This window comes from Holophagales bacterium (assembly GCA_016699405.1).
Classification (GTDB): domain Bacteria; phylum Acidobacteriota; class Thermoanaerobaculia; order Multivoradales; family JAGPDF01; genus JAAYLR01.
On the sequence record CP064972.1, the window covers coordinates 2,560,164 to 2,578,607 of the forward strand.

The 18,444-nt window shown below is 70.0% G+C and carries 14 protein-coding genes; 3 read left to right on the forward strand and 11 right to left on the reverse strand.

Features of this window, described 5'->3' with window-relative positions; genetic code table 11:
• Positions 1-20: 20 nt before the first annotated feature.
• The 8 genes from IPJ17_10660 to IPJ17_10695 form a co-directional block, all read right to left on the reverse strand.
• Positions 21-1,055: an alpha/beta hydrolase gene (locus IPJ17_10660; protein ID QQR76001.1), complete on the reverse strand. Its 1,035-nt coding sequence runs from the start codon at positions 1,053-1,055 to the stop codon at positions 21-23.
• A gap of 203 nt (positions 1,056-1,258) precedes the next feature.
• Positions 1,259-1,939, reverse strand: a complete 681-nt coding sequence (locus IPJ17_10665) for an SDR family oxidoreductase (protein QQR76002.1) — start codon at positions 1,937-1,939, stop codon at positions 1,259-1,261.
• 179 nt (positions 1,940-2,118) lie between these two features.
• A complete protein-coding gene (locus tag IPJ17_10670; protein QQR76003.1) occupies positions 2,119-3,060 on the reverse strand; it encodes a PD40 domain-containing protein in 942 nt (313 codons plus the stop codon).
• Positions 3,061-3,339: 279 nt separating this feature from the next.
• Positions 3,340-3,780, reverse strand: coding sequence for a hypothetical protein (locus IPJ17_10675; GenBank protein ID QQR76004.1), 441 nt, complete (start codon positions 3,778-3,780; stop codon positions 3,340-3,342).
• A 90-nt stretch (positions 3,781-3,870) separates the two neighbouring features.
• Positions 3,871-5,277, reverse strand: a complete 1,407-nt coding sequence (locus tag IPJ17_10680; protein ID QQR76005.1) for a hypothetical protein — start codon at positions 5,275-5,277, stop codon at positions 3,871-3,873.
• 263 nt (positions 5,278-5,540) lie between these two features.
• Positions 5,541-7,271, reverse strand: coding sequence for a beta-lactamase family protein (locus IPJ17_10685; GenBank protein ID QQR76006.1), 1,731 nt, complete (start codon positions 7,269-7,271; stop codon positions 5,541-5,543).
• Between the two features lie 368 nt (positions 7,272-7,639).
• Positions 7,640-8,062, reverse strand: a complete 423-nt coding sequence (locus tag IPJ17_10690; protein QQR76007.1) for a hypothetical protein — start codon at positions 8,060-8,062, stop codon at positions 7,640-7,642.
• Between the two features lie 142 nt (positions 8,063-8,204).
• Positions 8,205-8,975, reverse strand: coding sequence for a DUF4157 domain-containing protein (locus IPJ17_10695; protein ID QQR76008.1), 771 nt, complete (start codon positions 8,973-8,975; stop codon positions 8,205-8,207).
• Positions 8,976-9,609: 634 nt separating this feature from the next.
• Between IPJ17_10695 and IPJ17_10700 the strand changes: the two genes are divergently transcribed.
• Complete coding sequence (locus IPJ17_10700; protein ID QQR76009.1) at positions 9,610-10,185, forward strand: hypothetical protein; 576 nt, start codon at positions 9,610-9,612, stop codon at positions 10,183-10,185.
• A 134-nt stretch (positions 10,186-10,319) separates the two neighbouring features.
• On the opposite strand, the gene IPJ17_10705 is transcribed toward IPJ17_10700, so the two are convergent.
• The 3 genes from IPJ17_10705 to IPJ17_10715 form a co-directional block, all read right to left on the reverse strand.
• Positions 10,320-10,793, reverse strand: coding sequence for a DUF1203 domain-containing protein (locus IPJ17_10705; GenBank protein QQR76010.1), 474 nt, complete (start codon positions 10,791-10,793; stop codon positions 10,320-10,322).
• Between the two features lie 337 nt (positions 10,794-11,130).
• Positions 11,131-12,123 carry an NAD(P)-dependent alcohol dehydrogenase gene (locus tag IPJ17_10710; protein ID QQR76011.1) on the reverse strand — a complete coding sequence of 331 codons (993 nt, stop codon included), beginning with the start codon at positions 12,121-12,123 and terminating at the stop codon, positions 11,131-11,133.
• A gap of 267 nt (positions 12,124-12,390) precedes the next feature.
• Positions 12,391-12,786: a hypothetical protein gene (locus tag IPJ17_10715; protein QQR76012.1), complete on the reverse strand. Its 396-nt coding sequence runs from the start codon at positions 12,784-12,786 to the stop codon at positions 12,391-12,393.
• A gap of 228 nt (positions 12,787-13,014) precedes the next feature.
• Here IPJ17_10715 and carB point away from each other — a divergent pair, with 228 nt between their 5' ends.
• Together carB and IPJ17_10725 are read left to right on the forward strand one after the other, a co-directional pair.
• A complete protein-coding gene (gene carB, locus IPJ17_10720) occupies positions 13,015-16,227 on the forward strand; it encodes a carbamoyl-phosphate synthase large subunit (protein ID QQR76013.1) in 3,213 nt (1,070 codons plus the stop codon).
• Positions 16,224-18,401 carry an EAL domain-containing protein gene (locus IPJ17_10725; protein QQR76014.1) on the forward strand — a complete coding sequence of 726 codons (2,178 nt, stop codon included), beginning with the start codon at positions 16,224-16,226 and terminating at the stop codon, positions 18,399-18,401. Before carB ends, IPJ17_10725 begins: the two co-directional genes overlap by 4 nt.
• The last annotated feature ends 43 nt before the right edge of the window (positions 18,402-18,444 follow it).

An 18,444-nucleotide genomic window follows, 5' to 3' on the forward strand; every position in this document is an offset into this window, starting at 1 on the left:
CCCGCGTCGGTTCGATGCCATCACGGCACGTGTCGGGCGACGACCTCGCCGAGGCGGGCCAACGCCTCCCGACTCTCGGGGATGGCGTCGCCGAAGGCCTGGAAGTCGTGGTTCATTCCCGGCCAGACGTCGAGCGTCGTGTCGTGTCCGCGGGCCCGGGCCTGCTCGGCGAAGGCGCGGATCATGTCGTAGAGGATCTCGGCGTCGCCGGCCTGCAGGTAGATCGGCGGCAGTCCCTGCAGATCGGCGTGGATCGGTGAAACGAGCGGGTCGCGCGGGTCGGCATCGCGGCAGAGCCACTCGGCCCAGCGGTCGGCCATCCGCTTCTCGACCCAGTCGTAGGCCTCGTTGTCCCGCATGCTGGCGCCGGAGTTGCCGACGTCCGTCCACGGTGCGATGCCGACGCCGAGAGCCGGCAACGGCTCCCCGGCGTCGCGCAGGGCGAGCAGGAGCGCTAGCGTCAGATTGCCGCCAGCCGAGTCGCCGATGACCACCAGCCGCTCAGGCCGCACCCCTCGAGCGAGGAGCCAGGCGTAGGCGGCGCGGGCATCGTCGAGCTGCGCGGGGAACGGATGCTCCGGGATGAGCCGGTAGTCGGGGGCGAACGTCCTCGCGCCGGTCGCCAGGGTGACGAGCGCGATGAGATTGGCATGCGCCTCGGCGTAGTAGGCGTAGCCGCCGCCGTGCAGGTAGAGGACGGTGAGGTCGCGCGAGCTTCCGCTTGCGCTCGCCCGGGGCCGGAACCAGTGGCCGCTCACCGGCGCGGCGACCGGCTCGATCTCGACCTTGGCGACCGCTGGCGAGTGGAAGACCAGCGAGCTCTCGTAGGCGCGCCCCTCGGCCGGGTCGGCCATGTCGAAGGCCCGGGCGGTCTGCAGTTGCAGGAAGCGGATCGCTGTCTCGAAGCTCCAGCTCCAGTTGGGGAGGCGTGGACCGCGGGCGAGGCGGCGAAGGGCGACGAAGAGGGTCGCGTGGTAGAGCGCCTGGAGGCTCATCAGGCGATGGGACCATTTGCCGCTCAGTCGGAACGGCAGTCGAGGCGAGGTGCGTGGCATGCGAGAGATCCTTTCCCGCCGCCCGTTCGAGTCGGGAAGGGGCGGCGGAATCGTCCGGTGGGAGACCCCTGCCGGGCACGGGCTGCGGCGTCCGGGGCGTCGTCTTCCCGGAGGAGAGAGGAGCGCCCATGTCGAGCTGCGAAAAGCGCTCCGGTCGGAGGACAGGCTTCGGGGCGGGGAGCGCGAAGCGGCGCGGCCGTTCCTCAGCGCCCGACCCAGCCGCCGCAGACCGGGAAGACCTGTCCGACGAAGCAGCCGGCGGCGCCGCTGCAGAGGTAGGCGGCGAACAGGGCGTCCTCGCGCGCTGCGACCAGGCGGCCGAGCGGAACCTCGCGGGCGAGGCGCTCCTGGAATCGCGGATCTGCCTGGACATCGGGCGGGAAGTAGGTCGGATTGTCGACGAAGTTCTGAGCGATCGCGTTGACCTGCACCCGCTGCGGCGCGAGCTCGACGCCGACAGCCTGGACGTAGGCGAGCTGGGCGCCGCGTGCCGCGCTGTAGGTGGACGCGCGCTTCATGCCGCGCAGCGCCGAGGCGCTCCCCATCACCAGGATCTTTCCCGCGCCCTGGGCGATCATCTGCGGCGCGGCGGCGCGCACCAGTCGCGGCAGCGGGTCGACGAGTGCGGCGAAGACCGTGCGCCACTCCTCCTCGGAGACCTCGAGGGCCGGGGTCGACGGGGCCGTCCGTGCCAGGTTGGCGACCAGGATGTCGATCGGGCCGGCCTCGCTCACCACCCGTTCGGCCGCTTCCGGGTCGGCCAGCGGCTCGTGGCTCGCCACGACCTCGGCCCCCTGCTCGGCGAAGACCTCCCGGAGCGCGGGCCCCATGAACTCGCCCGCCTGGGTGATGAGCGCTCGCTTGCCGGCCAGCAGGTTCTGCATCGGACCCCCTCCGTCGCCGGGGGGGATCTTGCCACCGGCACCCTCGGTCGCGGAATGGCCGGGACGATGGTCCAACCTGCTGTTGAAAAGTGCCTGGCACCTTCGCGGTTGCCCGCCGGCACGAGTTCAAGTGTTGTCAATCAAGGACTTGCCAAGTCCCTGGCACCTGGCGGAGAGGACTACGGTGCGGGGGTCGAGGTGGGTGGGGAGGCCTGGGAGGCTGGCCGCAGGCCTTCGAGGATCGAGGCGGCTACCCAGTAGATGTTGCCGTCGTCACCACAGAAGAACAGCAGCTTGCCGTCGGGCGACAGGGAGGGGAATCTCGCCTCGATCTCGGTGACCCGCACCGGCGTCGACCACTCGCCCTCGCGGTCTCGGAAGCTGACCTGGAGGTGCATCTCCTCCTTGTCGCCCACCGCCGGGCGGTTGGACGTGAAGAGCAGGAACGAGCCGTCGGGGGAGACGTACGGCGTGTAGTCGATGCCGTGCTCGATGTTGATCCGCGGACCGAGCGGTCGAGCGTGCATCGGGCCTTCGGCTGCGTCCTGCGCGGTGAAGATGCCGGAGCCCCAGACCTTCGACGCCATCTCGGCCGAGTAGAAGACGTCGCCGGAGCGGGTGAACGAGGCGCTGCTCCGTGGAGCGACGCGGGCGCTCTGCGGCTCGCTCCATCCCTCGGCGGTGCGCTCGACGACCCGTGCTTCCCAGCTCTCGCCGCGGTCGACCCAGAAGTAGAGCTTCGTGCCGTCGCGCGAGAACACCGGCCCCTGGGACTTGCCGTTGCGTGCGAAGGCGGGAGCCTCCGGCTTCGACCAGGCCTCGCCGGCGGACCGCACGGCGAGGATCTGCGTCGTGAACGTCGCCGGATCGAAGGTCGTCCAGAAGATCTCGCGCGAGTCCGGCGAGATCACCAGCCGGCCGTGGACGTTCCCTCGCGAGACGACGCCGGGAGCGAACACGCGCGGAATCTCGCCGGGAGGCGTCTGCCCGAGGTAGGCGACCGCCCGCGCCGAGCGACCGGACGCCAGGACGAGCAGCGTGGCGACGATCAGCGGGAGGCGACGGAACTGCCGGCGTTCGATGGAGCGACGGGAAGGAACCTCGTCGAATGACGAGAGCATGGCATCTCCTTCACGCTCGATGGAGTGGATGACCCCCACGAGGTGCTGCGCTCGCGAAGGGTTGTCGTTCGCGCGTGGCACGATAGGCGCTCGGCGGGCGGGTGTCGCTTGCCGACGTGCGAGCCCTTCGAGAGAGGTGTCGTCGACGGACGGCTCCGTGGACCCTCTCCTGCGAATACGCCGGTCGGCGAGCGGGAGTTGCGCCCTTTGTCCGCTGTGGGTCGCTCGGGCGGGGTCGTGCCCGAGATCAGGCCCGGAAGGGGCCGGCGCTCCCCAGGGTCAGGCGCGATGGCGTCGCCGCGTGCCGTCGCCGATCGCCTGCGGCCGCTTGAGCCAGGCGCGGATCTTCTCGGCGCGGTGCTGGTTCTCGTGCCCGGTCTCCGGGAGCTTCACCCAGTCGCCGCCGACGAGCTTGAGTGCGACCCCGCTGCCCCGTTCCCAGCGCACCGTTTCGATCGCCTCGCGCGGGAGGAGCCGCCGGCGGAAGTTGTGGACGATCTCGAGCCCCTCGGGGCGGAGAGCGATTCGGGTGGTGATCGCGTGCGCGAAGGCGGCGAGTGCGCCGATCGTCAGCAGCGCGCAACCCGCCATCGCGACGACACCGCTTTCGCGCCCGACGACGAGCGCCAGCGCGGCGCCGCAGAGGAGCGCGAAGGCGCCGGCGAAGACGATCTGCCAGCGGACGATGCGGAGCACCTGAATGTCGGGCTGCACGCTCACTCGCACCTCCTCGCGATGCGGCCGAGCCGCCTCGCCGCCGTGCCGGGCGAGAGCGCGACGACCGTCGCGCCTCCGCTCGAGACGACGAGTCTACCGTCCCGGGTGCGGCGTCTCGCCCGCCGGAATCGAGGAGAAGTCGAGGCGGGCGACATCGCTCCACGGCACGTAGTCGGCGGCGTCTTCGCGTCCGCTGCCGCCGACGAAGACGAGCATCCCGCCGTTGCGATCGCCGAGGTCGCCGGCGGGATCGAGCTCCAGGATCGTGCCGTCGTGGAGGGTGAGACGTGCCGTCCGCGGGCCGACGCCGACCCTCGCCGCGGGTTCGATCGCCACGACGAGGCCGAAGGGGACGCTGTAGTCGACGCCGTGTGCGGGGGCATCGAGGGTGTCGGTCGTCTCGCTCTCGTCGAGGTCGAAGACCAGCCGGCCGGCGAGACTCCGGCCGCCGCGCGTGGTCAGCCGGCCGGTGAGCGGCTGACCGGTGGGGAAGTCGCCGTAGGCCGGGCCGCTCGCCGGATCGGCCGATCCGGGATCCGTGTGCGGGGCGGCGAAATCGACCCGCTCGAAGGCGCCCCACGAGACCACGGCGCGCCCGAGGCGCGGGTCGCCGACGGCGATGCCGCGGTGTCCGGGGCCGTCTCCGCGGCGGCCGAGGAGGGCGAGCGTGCGACCGTCGCGGAGCGTCACGTCGAGGCCGTCGCGCGAAGTGCGAGCGATGGAGCGGATCGTGTCGAGCCGCAGGGCGACTCTCCCCTCCGCGGTGCGACCCGTGAGCTCGTCCGTGCCGAGCGCGTCGTCCCGGTCCCAGGCGACGAAACCGCCGAGCTCTCCCTGTCGCGTGTGCACCGTGCCGCGGAGCCGCGTCGGAGCCTCGGCGAGCGGTGGGGTGGGAAGGAACTCGACGGTGCGGATCGCGAGCGGCTCGAGATCCACGACGCCGCGTCGACGGTCCCAGACGCGGATGCCGTCGTCGAAGTCGCCAGCCTCGAGCCGATCGAGGGCGACGACGGTGCCGCTCTTGAGCGTCGCGCGGACCTCTCGTCCTTCCGACTCGAGCCGGGCGAGGTCGCCGAAGCGCACCTGGAACGGGCGCGAGAGCTCCAACGGATGACGGCGTTCGCCGATCTCGATCCCGAGCACCGCGATCGGCTGGCGCTCACCCTTCAGCCGTTCGGCCGGGACGTGCACGGCCCATGGGTTGTCGAGCTTGACCCCGTTGAACAGGTCGTCCCAGAACGCCTCCTGCGACCCCGCGAAGCGCATCCGGCCCTCGTAGGTCGTGCCGTCTTTCGCGGTGATCCGACCATAGAGGCAACCCGGCGTGACGAGCTCGGGCGCCGGGCCCGGCGAAGCTCCGGGAGCGAGCGCTGGCGTGCTCCCGGGCGACGCGGCGACGAGGCGCGCTTCGCCGTGTTCGAGCGCGCGGTAGCCCGCGACGAGGGCGAGGAGGACCACCACGGCCATCCCCGCCGACGAAGCGATCGTGGATTTCGTCAATGCGACTCTCTCTCTCCTGAACGACAAGCATCCCCAACCGCGACGCGGCCTCTCTATCGTACGCAGGAAATCGAACGAAGGTTGGGCAAGACGTGGAAGGCAACGTGCGTCATCGCGATCTTCTTTGCGGTCGAGTCGTCTTTCATCCGCCCGCGGCAGAGGCGCGTACTGGTGAACGAGAGCGGAGAAGGCAGCGACGCAGCGGTGGTCGCAGCATCTTGCCGCTCGGCAGCGCCCACGCGTTGCGAACGATACCGAAAAGGTCAGCTCCCGGCCTTGTCGAGGCGGATGTTCCTGAAGGTGAATGCCGGACCGCGGAGGTCGACCGCCTCGCCGTCGGGCGTGAAGAACAGGCCGGGCGTGTGCTCGGTGAGGCGGAAGTCCTGGCCGTCGCCCTGGAAGTGGAGCCAGCCGTTCCGCATCGTGACGTTGTAGAGCCGCTCGCCGAACCCGAAGCGCTTCCGCACGTAGCTGCCGAGGAAGGCCGTCCACTCGCTCTTCGCGGGACCCTTCGGCTCGTCGGCGGGGCTTCCCAAGGTCCACACCGTGCCGTCGTAGGGCCGCACGACAGCGACCGGCTTCCCGGCGGCATCGCGGACGAACCGATAGAGGTATCGCTTCGAGGCGACTTCGTCGCGCGAGATCGGGGTGAACGGCACGAAGGTCGTGCCCGAGGCGTACCCGAACTTGCCGTCCTTGACCAGGAACAGCATGTCGTCGCTCGTCCCGTTGTACCGGCCGGCGAGGTCGACCGGCAGATACGACGCGTCGACCGTGTGCGGGGGCGTGTGGCGGGTGAGCCAGTCGGCCGGGCCGAGATCCTTCTTGCCCGTGAGGAGCTCGACGACCTTCAGCAGGATGTCGTCGGCGAGGCCTTCGTTGACGTTGTCGTGATCCTGCGCGTTGGTCAGCACGACGACGCCGTAGCCGAGATCGGGCAGCCACTTCATCTGGCAGCGATAGCCGAAGCCGCCTCCGCCGTGCGCGAGCCAGCGCACGTCCTGCCCGCCGAGGTGGAACCACCCGATCCAGAGTCCCATGCCGTATCCGGCCACCTGGTCTCTCAGCGGAAACGGGATCGTGCGCATCTGGCGGAGGATCGGTTCGCGGATGACCGAGCGGCCGTGGAGCTTGCCGTCGTCGATCTGAAACTGCAGGAACTTCGCCATGTCGCGGATGCTCGCGAAGGCACCTCCCGGGGCGAGCATCGGGTTGGCGAGCGGCACGCGCTCGAAGTTCCGGTTTTGCCCGACGGCCCGGTTCTCGTCGCGCTCGATCCGGTCGAGCGCGTAGGTGCTGCGGCTCATCTCGAGGGGATCGAACACCTTCTTCTGGATGTAGTCGGTAAACGGCCGGTGCGTGACTCTCTCGAGGATGGTGGCGGCGAGCTCGATGCCGAGATTCGAGTACTCGGCGCGCTCGCCGGTCCGAAAGCGCAACCAGGTGCGCGAGATGCTCTGGATGTGCGCCTCGGAGGACGGGGTCGACGGGTCCGCGTTGTTGCCGACCGGCGCATCGTGCGTGAGCCCCGACGTCATGCCGAGAAGATGCCGCAGCGTGATGGTGGCCATCGGGTCTTCGGCGAAGCGCGAGTTGAGGTGGAAGTCGGGGAGGTAGGTCCGGATCGGGACGTCGAGATCGAGAAGCCCCTCGTCGACCGCCGCCATGAGGCCCGTCACCGTGACGGTTTTCGACAGCGACAGCAGACCGTACAGAGTGTCTTCGTCGACCCGTTTGCCCCCGGTTGCATCGCGGTAGCCGAACGCCTGGGTCCACAGAACCTCGTCGCGGCTGACGAGCGCCACGGCGAGCCCCGGCAGATAGATCTCTCGGGCGAGGATCGTCGCCACCTGCTCCTCGGACTCGCGAATCAGCATCTGCACCTGCTCCCGGCTGAGCGAAGCGGGAGCGACGGCGCCTCCGTCGGCGAGGGCCGGAAAAGAGGATGCGAGCAGGGCAACGAGGGCCAGGACGGCCGAACGGGGAGGGTTCAAGGTGAAGCCTCGCAGGAGGAAGGGCCTGCCTCCCCGTGGGAATTCGTCCCGAGCGGTCGCTCCGAAGGGGGGGATCCCTCCGGTGGGAGGCGGCACCGCTTGGGAGTCTACTCCGGTGGTCGGGGGTGGGTGCCTGGCGCTCGGTGGGGAGGCCCTTCGCCGCGGTGCGAAGGTCGAGTCGACAGCCCGACGCATCGGAAGTCAGAGGATGACGTGGCCCGCCAGCCCCATTGCCGAAAGCGGAACGCCAGGAAGAGGTCGATCCTCTCCCTGGCGAGATCGAGCCCGGAGAGCGCTGGTGCGATGCCCGGGCCGCCAGGTCCGCCAGCGCGTCGCCGTTCCGCTTTCCTCGCTGGACCTCTCGACGATCAGCCAGGCGGGCGCACCCTGACATTCGCGCAGCGTTGCCACCCGGTTCCTGTGCCGGTCCCGCAGGTTCCGACCTTGGCGTGCCAGCCCTCGCCGTGGATCCCGCATTCGGAGTTGGACCACCCGCCCCATTCGATCGCGTCCGTTCTGGCGACACCCTGCACGTTGTTCATGTACTCCGGCGAGCTCGGCCCATAGAGCCATTTGCCTGCCGGCACCTCGCCGGGCCTATCGCCGGATGCCTGGCAGGCCAGGACAGTCCCATCGCACGGTACGTTTTCGCTGCAGGTGATCTCCCTCACCGGCTCATCCGAGGGCGAGATGACGGCGAAGAGGCCCACCAGGGCGGTCAGCACCGCCGCGATGCCCGTGAGAATGCCAGGAAGAGTGGTCCACCATGAGCTGGTCTTCGGCTTGGTCATTGGGGTTCTCGAGCTCGATCAAGGTCGGTTCCGTGTCACACGTCCGAGGGTCCTCTGGCGGCAGGAGGCGTTCGCTTCGCCACGCTTCGTCCGCCTGCCGCCTCGGAGCGTGCGGAGGAGCGCGAGACCATCTTCGCGGGACTCAGAGGACGAGAGAGGCAGCCTTTGCCTCGGCCTCGCCCTCGAGGCTCTGGTAATCGGTGACATAGCGGGAGGCGAAGCCCGCCACGCCGAGCAGACCATACTGGGCGACGTGCTGAAGCTCGTGCGCCCACCAACGGACGGCGCTCTCGGACTGGCCGGGCTCCTGGGAGAAGACCATGATCTCGTCCACCGTCACCGCGTGCTCGTGATTGCCCATGAAGGTCTGGAAACCGTTGATCGCCTCGGGCAGGGTGATGCCGACCCTGCCGATGGTGTAGCGAGCTCGGTCGAGCACCTCTGGTGGGAAGATTGAACTTAACGCCAGACGAACCAGCTTGGGGATCGGCACGGCGTTTCCGCGGAGCTGCTCTGCAGCGGCGCCGAGAGTCCCAGCGAGCACGACGGACAGTGGGGTCGCCACCACCTCCACCACCGATGGCGCCTGACCCTCCGCAGCGACCATCGCGGGCACTGCGGCGGCGAGATTCGCAGTAAACACATGGCCCGCAACTGCGGCCTGAGCGATCTTGCCGCCGGTCTCGCCGCCAATGGCCGCGGCCGCGTCGACCAGGGCGTGGTCCGGAATCGTGGATGCCGCGGCAACGTCTCCCGCAGCTGCGGCGAGATGGCTCGCGGCGGTCTCAGCGGCTTCGTTCACTGGCTTGCCTGTAGCGACCTCGACGATGGCCGTCGCCGGTGCCGTCACGGTGGTGACCGCCGCGTTCGCCACGTTGGTGACCGCTTCCTGGATCTTGTCGAAAAGTCCCATGGTCCAAATCCCCCCGAGGTCGGCACCGAGGTTGCCGCGATGCCGTGAACGCCGATGCGAGAGTCCACTGCCGAGCGCCCATACGGTTGCCACGGTCGCTCTGGGCTCGCCCTTGCACCACAGGAAGCGCGGCCCGAGCCAAGTGCGCCGAGAGCAAACCAACCGCACGACACCTCGAGCGAAGCAACTCCCACTCAGGTCCGCCGCGAGGAGGCGGAATCCATGTGGGCCGCTCGCAGTCTCCCCGTCATCCGCCTTTCCGGCGGCTCTCGAGAAGAGGTCTGACGAATCCAGTGGAGTCTCTGGTGGGAGTCTACTCGAAGTGCCCTGGCTGCTCTTGGATACTCCAGTCCGGGACAGGCAAGGGAGGGGCCGCGGAACGCGTCAGGCCCTGTCGAACCGTGAGCTACCGGTGAAAGATCGGGTGCGCCCGCTCTCGTCAACCAACCTGCCAAGTGCCTGGCACCTTGGCTTGGCTGGAGTGGGCAGGGCGTGAGGCGGGCAGGCCGTGGCTCCGGCTGCCCGGATTCGACGGCTCGTTCGTCTTCTAGATGGGGGGTACCCGGCGTTCGGGTCGGGCCGAGAGTTCCCCCGCCCGCCGGGCCTTCCCTCATGACATGGGGAGGGTCGAGCGATGACTCGGGTCAGAACGGACCAGATTCGCGACTGCACCTGCGGCAAGGAGGTCGCTTGGCTGCCGGCGGCGAGCGGCGGCACCTTCCCGGTCGAGATCCGGGAGGGTGTCGAGCGCGACACCGCCGGTCGCAGGAGCGCGACCGTCGACAGCGAAGACCTTCACGCCTGTGCTTCGTTCGGCGCGCTGGCGAAGCGGCTGCGCGATGCGGCCACGCGCGGGCGCGCCTTCGAGCGCCGGATCCGGCTCCGCACGGAAAGGAACGAGCCGGTCGTCTTCTCCTGGACCCGCAGCTCGCCTCACGTGAACCTCTCGAACGGGAACCCCGTCGAGACCTGGGCGAGCTACGGCACGCTGGATCTCGACAGTGGCCGCTTCCGCCCCAGCGACCGGAGCCTGGAAGGGCTCCTGGAGCTTCTCGGCGCTTTCGACCGTGACCCGGTCCACGTCGCGGCGCGCTACGGGCGCGAGACCGGCGAGTGCTGCTTCTGCCAGCGGCGACTCTCCGACCCGCGCAGCGTCCGCGTCGGTTACGGCCCGACCTGTGCTGTGACCCACGGACTCCCCTGGGGCTGAGCGCTCGGCGGGTGCCTCGCACCTTCGCGGGCACCGGAAAGGCGGAAAAGTGCCTGGCACCGTTTCGGCATCGTTTCAGGAGGCCCCTGGCACGGCGTTCCTGCGGTCCAACGGGGGAGGATCCGCAGCTCGGCTCACGCCCGCTCCACACGGCAATTGAAGCAGCCCGGTCGGGCGTTGTGGACGTGCAGATAGCTCGCCCGCGGATCGGCGAACTGCCGGCGGATCGCCATCTCGAGATCGCCGCCCTCGACGACCTCGGCGCCGATCATCATGGCGGACTCGTCGTAGGCGCGCAGCGAGAGCGTCCGCGACGCGAGCAGCGGCGGGATCTCGCCGACCGCAGGCTGAGCCGTCGCGGCGCGGCGCCGGACGAAGATCGGCCCGGAGGACCGGTAGGGCGATGCGACGTCATGGTGGGTGAAGTGCAGGAGAAGGACGATGTCGCCGATCTCGGCATCGGCAAGGCTCACCCGGCAGGGGAATCCCGGCTTGGCGTCGGCGACCATGAGCTGGGCACCGATCGCTCGCAGCTCGGCGTCGCTCCGATCGAAGAGCGGGGCGAACCTCTCGGCTGGCAGGGCGAGGAACTGGAACGAGTTGCTCAAGGTGCCTCCTTTCGAGGAGGCGATTCTGCCGGGCGGCGGAGCGGGCTGCTACCGAGAAAGGGACGTCGAATCTCGACTGGGTCGCGCGGTCAATCCGGGGATGCCCGGCTGGGGAGGACCTCGACGCGGTCTGAGAGGATCCCTTGCCCCTTCCTGCGGGCCCTCGCCCGCACCTTCCCCTGAAGGCTCCGTGCACCTTCTTCGGCGGGCCTACGGTGCAGCCATGCCACCGCGGGAGTGTCTTGAACCGGAAAGATCCCTGGCACCTGCTTAGCACCTTCTCTGTCCGGTTTGCGAGCCTCTGCTCGCTGGCGAGAAGGGCGCCCCGTCGATCGACTCAGGAAATGCCGTCGACACCTTCCCGGCTGGGCACGATGACGATCTTTCCTCGGGCGCGGCCTGCGCCGAGATCGCAGATGGCTCGCGGGACCTCTCCCAGTCCGAGGCGGCGGTCGATGATCGGGTGGAGCATTCCGGCTGCCAGCCACTCACCCAGAAGTCCGAGGTCGGTGGGATTCCCTCGTGCGAGGAGCGAGACGAACTTCTGGCGCCCGGACCACGACCGGACGAGGCGGGCGAGTCCGCCGACCACGATGGCGGTGATCGAGGTGACCGGCCCCCCGGCGGCGACGTGCCGGCCTTCCGCTTTCAGCGCGCTGCGGAGCGCAGCGAGCGGACGGTTCTCGAAGCAGTCGAGGATCAGGTCGTAGCGCTGCCCGCTCGCCAGGAAGTCCTCGCGGGTGTAGTCGATCACCCGATCGGCGCCCAGGGCGCGCATGGTCTCCAGGTTCTCCGTCCTGGTGACGGCGGTGACGTCGGCCCGCAGGATCTTGGCAATCTGCACGGCGAGTGTGCCGACCCCGCCTCCGGCGCCGTGCACCAGGACCGCTTGGCCCGGTCGCAGGCGTCCCGCGTCGCGCAATCCCTGCAGCGCGGTCAGGCCCGCGATCGGCACGGCGGCGCCCTGTTCGAAGGTCGTGTTCGGGGGCAGCACGACGAGGGAGCTCTCGGCGGCGCGTGCGAGCTCGGCGAAGGCCCCTCGGCAGGTGCCGAAGACGCGGTCGCCGGGCGCGAGTCGCGTCACCTTCCTCCCCACCGCCTCGACCACGCCGGCGACGTCGCGCCCCGGCCGCGAGTAGCGCGGCCGGCGAAGCCCGAGGAAGAGTCGCGCGCTCCGTGGCGTGCCGCGCAGGAGATGCCAGTCGAGCGCATTGACGGCCGCGGCCTCGACGCGCAGGAGGACCTCCGTCTCCCCGGCGACCGGCCGCTCGACCTCCTCGACGGCGAGACTTCCGGGAAGACCGTAACCCCGACAGACGATGGCCTTCATCACCGCCTCCTCTCTGCTCGCCCCGCTTGCCGCTGCCCGTCCATCCTACGGCCCTGGGGCCGGCCCGAGCGGATCGATGCCGGCGGTGACCGCGCTATCGGCTAGCGAGAACCGGAGAAACCGCTGCCTGCCTCCCACTTTCTCGGGGAAGTCGTTGGCACCTTCTCGGCAGCACCGCCCTCGCCCGGACCTGAGCGGGCCCGGGAAAGTCCCTGGCACCTGCTCAGCACCTGCTCAGCGCCTACACGGCACCGCGACGAGCGGCTCTCAGTTCTCGACGCGCGCGTGCTTCCGCCAGAGCTCGTCGAGGGCGGAGTCGCTCTTGGCGCCGCTGTCGAGGATTTCGAACTGGAGTGCGGAGAAGTTCTTCTCGGTCAGCTCGTAGCGGCTGCCGTCTTCCAGCCTCAGCGTGACCCGTCCGGCCGCGACGGTGATCTCCTTGACCGACCAGTTCTCCGGCAGGTCGATCTTCATCATGCCCCATCCGGTCTCCCCGGGTTCGAGCGTCTGCTCGAGCCGGAGGAACTGCCCGAGCCGCGGGGTGATGGGGTCGCGCTGGACGGTCGCGCGGATGCTCTCGGTGCGCCAGAGGAATCCCTCGGCCCGAGCCGCCGGCGCAATCAGCGCCGTCGCGATCAGGACCAGCTTGAGCAGGTTTCTCATGCGCAGTCCTCTCGTCGGGGCCTCCGGTTCTATCACCTCTGGGGCCCGAATCGTCCGCATCGACACCGCGGTCCGTCCGGACCGGTCGCTGGCTGGGCCGCTACTTTGGCGCAAATCGCGGCGAGAGAAGGCCTTCGGCGAGGACGTCCGGGGCCGGTGGGCTCTCGTCGTCGCGCCGGCTGAGGACCGAGTCGGGGCCGATCCCGACTGCTAGACTTCCCCCCCGACATGCCGAAGCGCACCGACATCCATTCGATTCTGGTTCTGGGCTCCGGGCCGATCGTCATCGGTCAGGCCTGCGAGTTCGACTATTCCGGTACCCAGGCCTGCCGGGTGCTGAAGCGGGAGGGGTACCGGGTCGTCCTGGTCAACTCCAACCCGGCGACGATCATGACCGATCCGGAGTTCGCCGACGCGACGTACGTCGAGCCGCTGATCCCGGAGATCGTCGAGCGCATCCTCGAGCGCGAGCGGCCGGACGCCATTCTGCCGACCGTCGGGGGGCAGACGGGCATCAACCTGGCCGTGGCGCTCCACGAGCGCGGGGCGCTCGAGAAGTACGGCATCGAGCTCCTCGGCGCCGGGATCGACGCCCTGCGGGTGGGGGAGGACCGCGAGCTCTTCAAGCAGGCGATGGAGGAGGTCGGTCTGCGCGTCCTCAAGAGCGGCTACGCCGGGAGCCTCGAGGAGTCGCTCGAGATCGCCGCACGGTTGGGCTACCCGATCATCATCCGCCCGAGCTTCACCCTCGGCGGCGAGGGCGGCGGCGTCGCCTACAACCGCCTCGAGCTCGAGGAGATCGTCGCCTCGGCGCTCGCCGCCAGCCCGTCGCACCGCGTGCTGCTCGAAGAGTCGGTCCTCGGCTGGAAGGAGTTCGAGCTCGAGGTGATGCGCGACACCGCCGACAACGCGATCGTCGTCTGCTCGGTGGAGAACGTCGACGCGATGGGCGTGCACACCGGCGACTCGATCACCTGCGCGCCGCAGCAGACGCTCTCCGACCCCGAATACCAGGCGATGCGCGACGACGCCTTCCGGGTGATCCGCCGCGTCGGCGTCGCCACCGGCGGCTCGAACATCCAGTTCGGCGTCGACCCGAAGACGGGGGAGCGAGTCATCATCGAGATGAACCCGCGCGTCTCGCGCTCCTCGGCCCTCGCCTCGAAGGCGACCGGCTTCCCGATCGCCAAGATCGCCGCGCTGCTCGCCGTCGGCTACACCCTCGACGAGATCCCCAACGACATCACCGGCAAGTCGTTCGCCGCCTTCGAGCCGACGCTCGACTACACGGTGGTCAAGATCCCTCGCTGGGCGTTCGAGAAGTTCCCCGACACGCCGACGACCCTCGGCACTTCGATGAAGTCGGTCGGCGAGGTGATGGCGATCGGCTCGACCTTCCACGAGGCCTTGCGCAAGGCGCTCGCCGCGCTCGAGCTCGACGGCACCCTCGCCTCGCGCGAGCAGAAGATGTCCGATCCGGTGCGGCTCCGCCAGCGGCTCGCGACGCCGAGCTGGGAGCGGCTCTTCGCCGTCATTTCGGCGCTGCGCCAGGGCTGGACGGTCGCCGAGATCGCCGCGGCGACCTCGATCGACCCCTGGTTCCTGCGCGAGATGCAGCGCGTCGTCGAGCTCGAGGAGGAGGTGCGCTGCTGGACCGCCGCCACCCTGCCCGACGAGGTGCTCACCGAAGCCAAGGCGGCCGGCCTCGGCGATGCGCGACTCGGCCTGCTGATGACCTGCGGCCGCGAAGCGGTGGCGGCGGAGCGACAGAAGCGCGGCCTGCACCGCGTCTACAAGCGGGTCGACACCTGCGCGGCGGAGTTCCCGGCGAGCACGCCGTATCTCTATTCGACCTGGGGACTCGAGGACGAGATCGAGCCGACCGACCGCCGCAAGGTGATGATCCTCGGCTCGGGTCCGAACCGCATCGGCCAGGGGATCGAGTTCGACTACTGCTGCGTCCACGCGGCGTTCGCGCTGCGCCAGCTCGGCTTCGAGACGATCATGGTCAACTGCAACCCGGAGACCGTCTCGACCGACTACGACACCGCCGACCGGCTCTACTTCGAGCCGCTCACCCACGAGCACGTGATGGCGATCGTCGCCCGCGAGAAGCCCGAGGGTGTCGTCCTGCAGCTCGGCGGCCAGACGCCGCTCAAGCTCGCCCGCGGGCTCGCCGCGGCCGGCGTGCCGATCTGGGGGACGTCGCCCGACGCCATCGACCTCGCCGAGGACCGGCGGCGCTTCGGTGCGCTGCTCGAGGAGGAGGGGATCCGCCAGCCGGAGAACGGCACGGCGGTGACGCGCGAGGAGGCCCTGGTCGTCGCCCGCGGCATCGGCTTCCCGGTGCTGGTGCGGCCGAGCTACGTGCTCGGCGGACGCGCCATGGCGATCTGCCACGACGAGGAGACGCTGCTGCACTACGTCGATCAGGCGGCGGAGGTGGCGGGCGGCCACCCGATCCTGCTCGACCGGTTCCTCGACGACGCCTTCGAGTTCGACCTCGACCTGGTGGCCGACGGCGAGCGCGCGGTGGTCTGCGGCATCCTGCAGCACATCGAGGAGGCGGGGATCCACTCCGGCGACTCGGCGGCGGTCCTGCCGCCGTACAAGGCGAGCGCGGCGCTGCTCGACGAGATGCGCGACGTGGCGCGACGGCTGGCGCTGCGGCTGGGCGTGCGGGGACTGATGAACGTGCAGTTCGCCTGGCAGGAGGGCGGTCCGCTCTACGTGCTCGAGGTCAACCCGCGCGCCTCGCGCACGGTGCCGTTCATCGCCAAGGCGGTCGGCAAACCGCTCGTCGCCATCGCCTGTCAGGTGATGGCCGGGCGCACCCTCGCCGAGATCGGCTTCACCGAGGAGCCGGCGGTGCCGGGCAAGTTCGTCAAGGCACCGGTCTTCCCGTTCCGGCGCTTCCCGGGTGTCGACCCGGTGCTGGGACCGGAGATGAAGTCGACCGGCGAGGTGATGGGCATCGCGCCGGATTTCGGCAGCGCCTTCGCCAAGGCCTGGATCGGCGCCGGCAACCGCCTGCCGCTTGCCGGAACGGCGTTCCTCTCGGTGCACGACCGCGACAAGGCCGGCGTGCTGCCGGTGGCGCGGCGGCTCGCCGGGCTCGGCTTCCGGCTCGTCGCCACCGCCGGCACCGCCGACTTTCTCGACCGCCACGGCCACTCCGTCGAGCGCGTGCGCAAGGTGCACGAAGGGAGGCCGCACGTCGTCGACGCGCTGATCAACGGCGAGATCCAGCTCGTCGTCAACACGCCGCTCGGGCGCGAGTCGCACGACGACGACGCGGCGATCCGCCAGACCGCGCTCAAGCACGACGTGCCGTGCATCACCACCCTCTCGGGGGCGATGGCCGCCGCGGAAGGGATCGCGGCGCTGCAGGAGAAACGGCTCGAGGTGATGCCGCTGCAGGAGCTCGGCGCGCGGCGATGAACGCCGACGGCTTCGGATCTCGCCCGGACGATCTCTACCGCCAGGTCTTCGAACGCAACCCGGCGGTGCAGCTGCTCGTCGACCCGGCCGACGGTCGGATCGTCGAAGCCAATCCGGCGGCCTGCGAGTTCTATGGCTACGATCGTGCCGCGCTGGCGGCGCACCGGATCGGCGACCTGAACGTCGCCCCGGCGGCGGAGATCGCCGCCGCGATGGCCGACGCCGTCCGCCGCCTGCGTTCGCGCTTCGCCTTCCGCCATCGCCTCGCCTCGGGCGAGGTGCGCGACGTCGAGGTCACCTCCGGGCCGGTCGAGGTGGGCGGTCGCGTGCTGCTGCACTCGATCGTCCACGACGTCAGCGAGCGGCGGCGGAGCGAGCAGCTGCAGGCGGCGCTCTTCCGCATCTCCGACGTGGCGAGCCGCACGGCCAACGTCGAGGAGCTCTGCGGCGAGCTGCACGCCATCGTCGGCGAGCTGATGTTCGCCGGGAACTTCTACATCGCCCTCGACGATCCGCTCGCCGGCCGCCTGAGCTTCCCCTACTGGGTCGACGCCCACGATCCGGCCCCGGCTCCGGAGCCGTACGGCCGCGGACTGACCGAGTACGTCCTGCGCACCGGACGACCGTTGCTCGCCAGCCCCGAGGTCTTCGCCGACCTGGTGGCGAAGGGGGAGGTCGAACAGGTCGGTGCCGACTCGGTCGACTGGCTCGGCGTGCCACTCGCCAGCGGCCAGCGCGTCCTCGGCGTGCTGGCGGTGCAGACCTACGACGCCCGTCATCGCTACCGCGACGCCGATCGCGAGGTGCTCACCTTCGTGTCGCGCCAGATCGCCGTGGCGCTGGAGCGCAAGCGCGCCGAGGAGCAGATCCGCCGCCTGGCCTACCACGACGCGCTCACCGGGCTGCCGAACCGCCTGCTCTTCGAGGACCGCCTCGACGTGGCCCTGGCGCAGGCGCGGCGAGCCGAGCAGCGGGTGGCGGTGCTCTTCCTCGACCTCGACCACTTCAAGCTGATCAACGACTCGCTGGGGCACCGCGGCGGCGACCGCGTGCTGCGCGTCCTCGGCGAGCGGCTGGCGGCGACCGTGCGCGAAGGCGACACGGTGGCGCGGCTGGGCGGCGACGAGTTCGCGCTGGTGCTCTCCGGGCTCGAACGGACCGACGACGTGGGGTCGATCGCCCAGCGACTGCTCGATTCGGTGCGACTGCCGGTCGAAGTCGACGGACGAGAGCTCTGGGCGACGGCGAGCCTCGGAGCCAGCCTCTACCCGGAAGACGGCGAGGACGGCGAGGCGCTGCTCAAGCACGCCGACAGCGCGATGTACCGGGCCAAGGAACAGGGGCGCGACAGCTTGCAGCTCTACTCGCCGGCGATGACGGTGAGCGCTCTCGACCGGCTCTCGCTCGAGACTAGCCTGCGCGGAGCGCTCTCCAAGGGGGAGCTGCTGCTGCACTACCAGCCGATCCTCGACTGCGGCAGCGGCCGGGTGACCGGCGTCGAGGCGTTGCTGCGCTGGCAGCGAGCGGACCGTTGCGTTCCGCCGTCGGAGTTCGTGCCACTTGCCGAGATCACCGGGTTGATCGTGCCGATCGGACCGTGGGTGCTGGCGACGGCCTGCGCGCAGCTCCGGCGCTGGCACGACGCGGGATGGCGCGACCTCAAGATCGGCGTCAACCTCTCGGCGCGCCAGTTGCAGCAGCCGCACCTCGTCGAGGTAATCGCCGGGGCGCTCGCGGAGGCCGGGCTCGAGCCGCGTTTCCTCGACCTCGAGATCACCGAGAGCCATGCGATCCAGGGGGCCGAAGCGGTGTTCGCCGCGCTCGCCGAGCTGCGTGCGCTCGGCGTCACCCTGTCGATCGACGATTTCGGCACCGGCTACTCCTCGCTCTCCTACCTGCAGCGCCTGCCGGTCGACGCCGTCAAGCTCGACCGCTCGTTCCTCGACGAGACGCCGCTCGCCTCCGAGACCGCCGCGATCGCCAGCGCGGTCATCGACCTGGCGCACGCCCTCGGGCTGACGGTGGTCGCCGAAGGGGTGGAGACGGAGGAGCAGCGAGCGTTCCTCGTCTCGCGCGGCTGCGACCGGATGCAGGGGTTCCTGCTCGCCCGCCCGGCTCCGGCCGAGGCGATCGGAGAGCTTCTCGCCGCCGCCGCGGCGCTCGAAACACGTTGACCGCACGAATCGATCGCCGCGACGAGGCGGCGTTTCTGGAGGA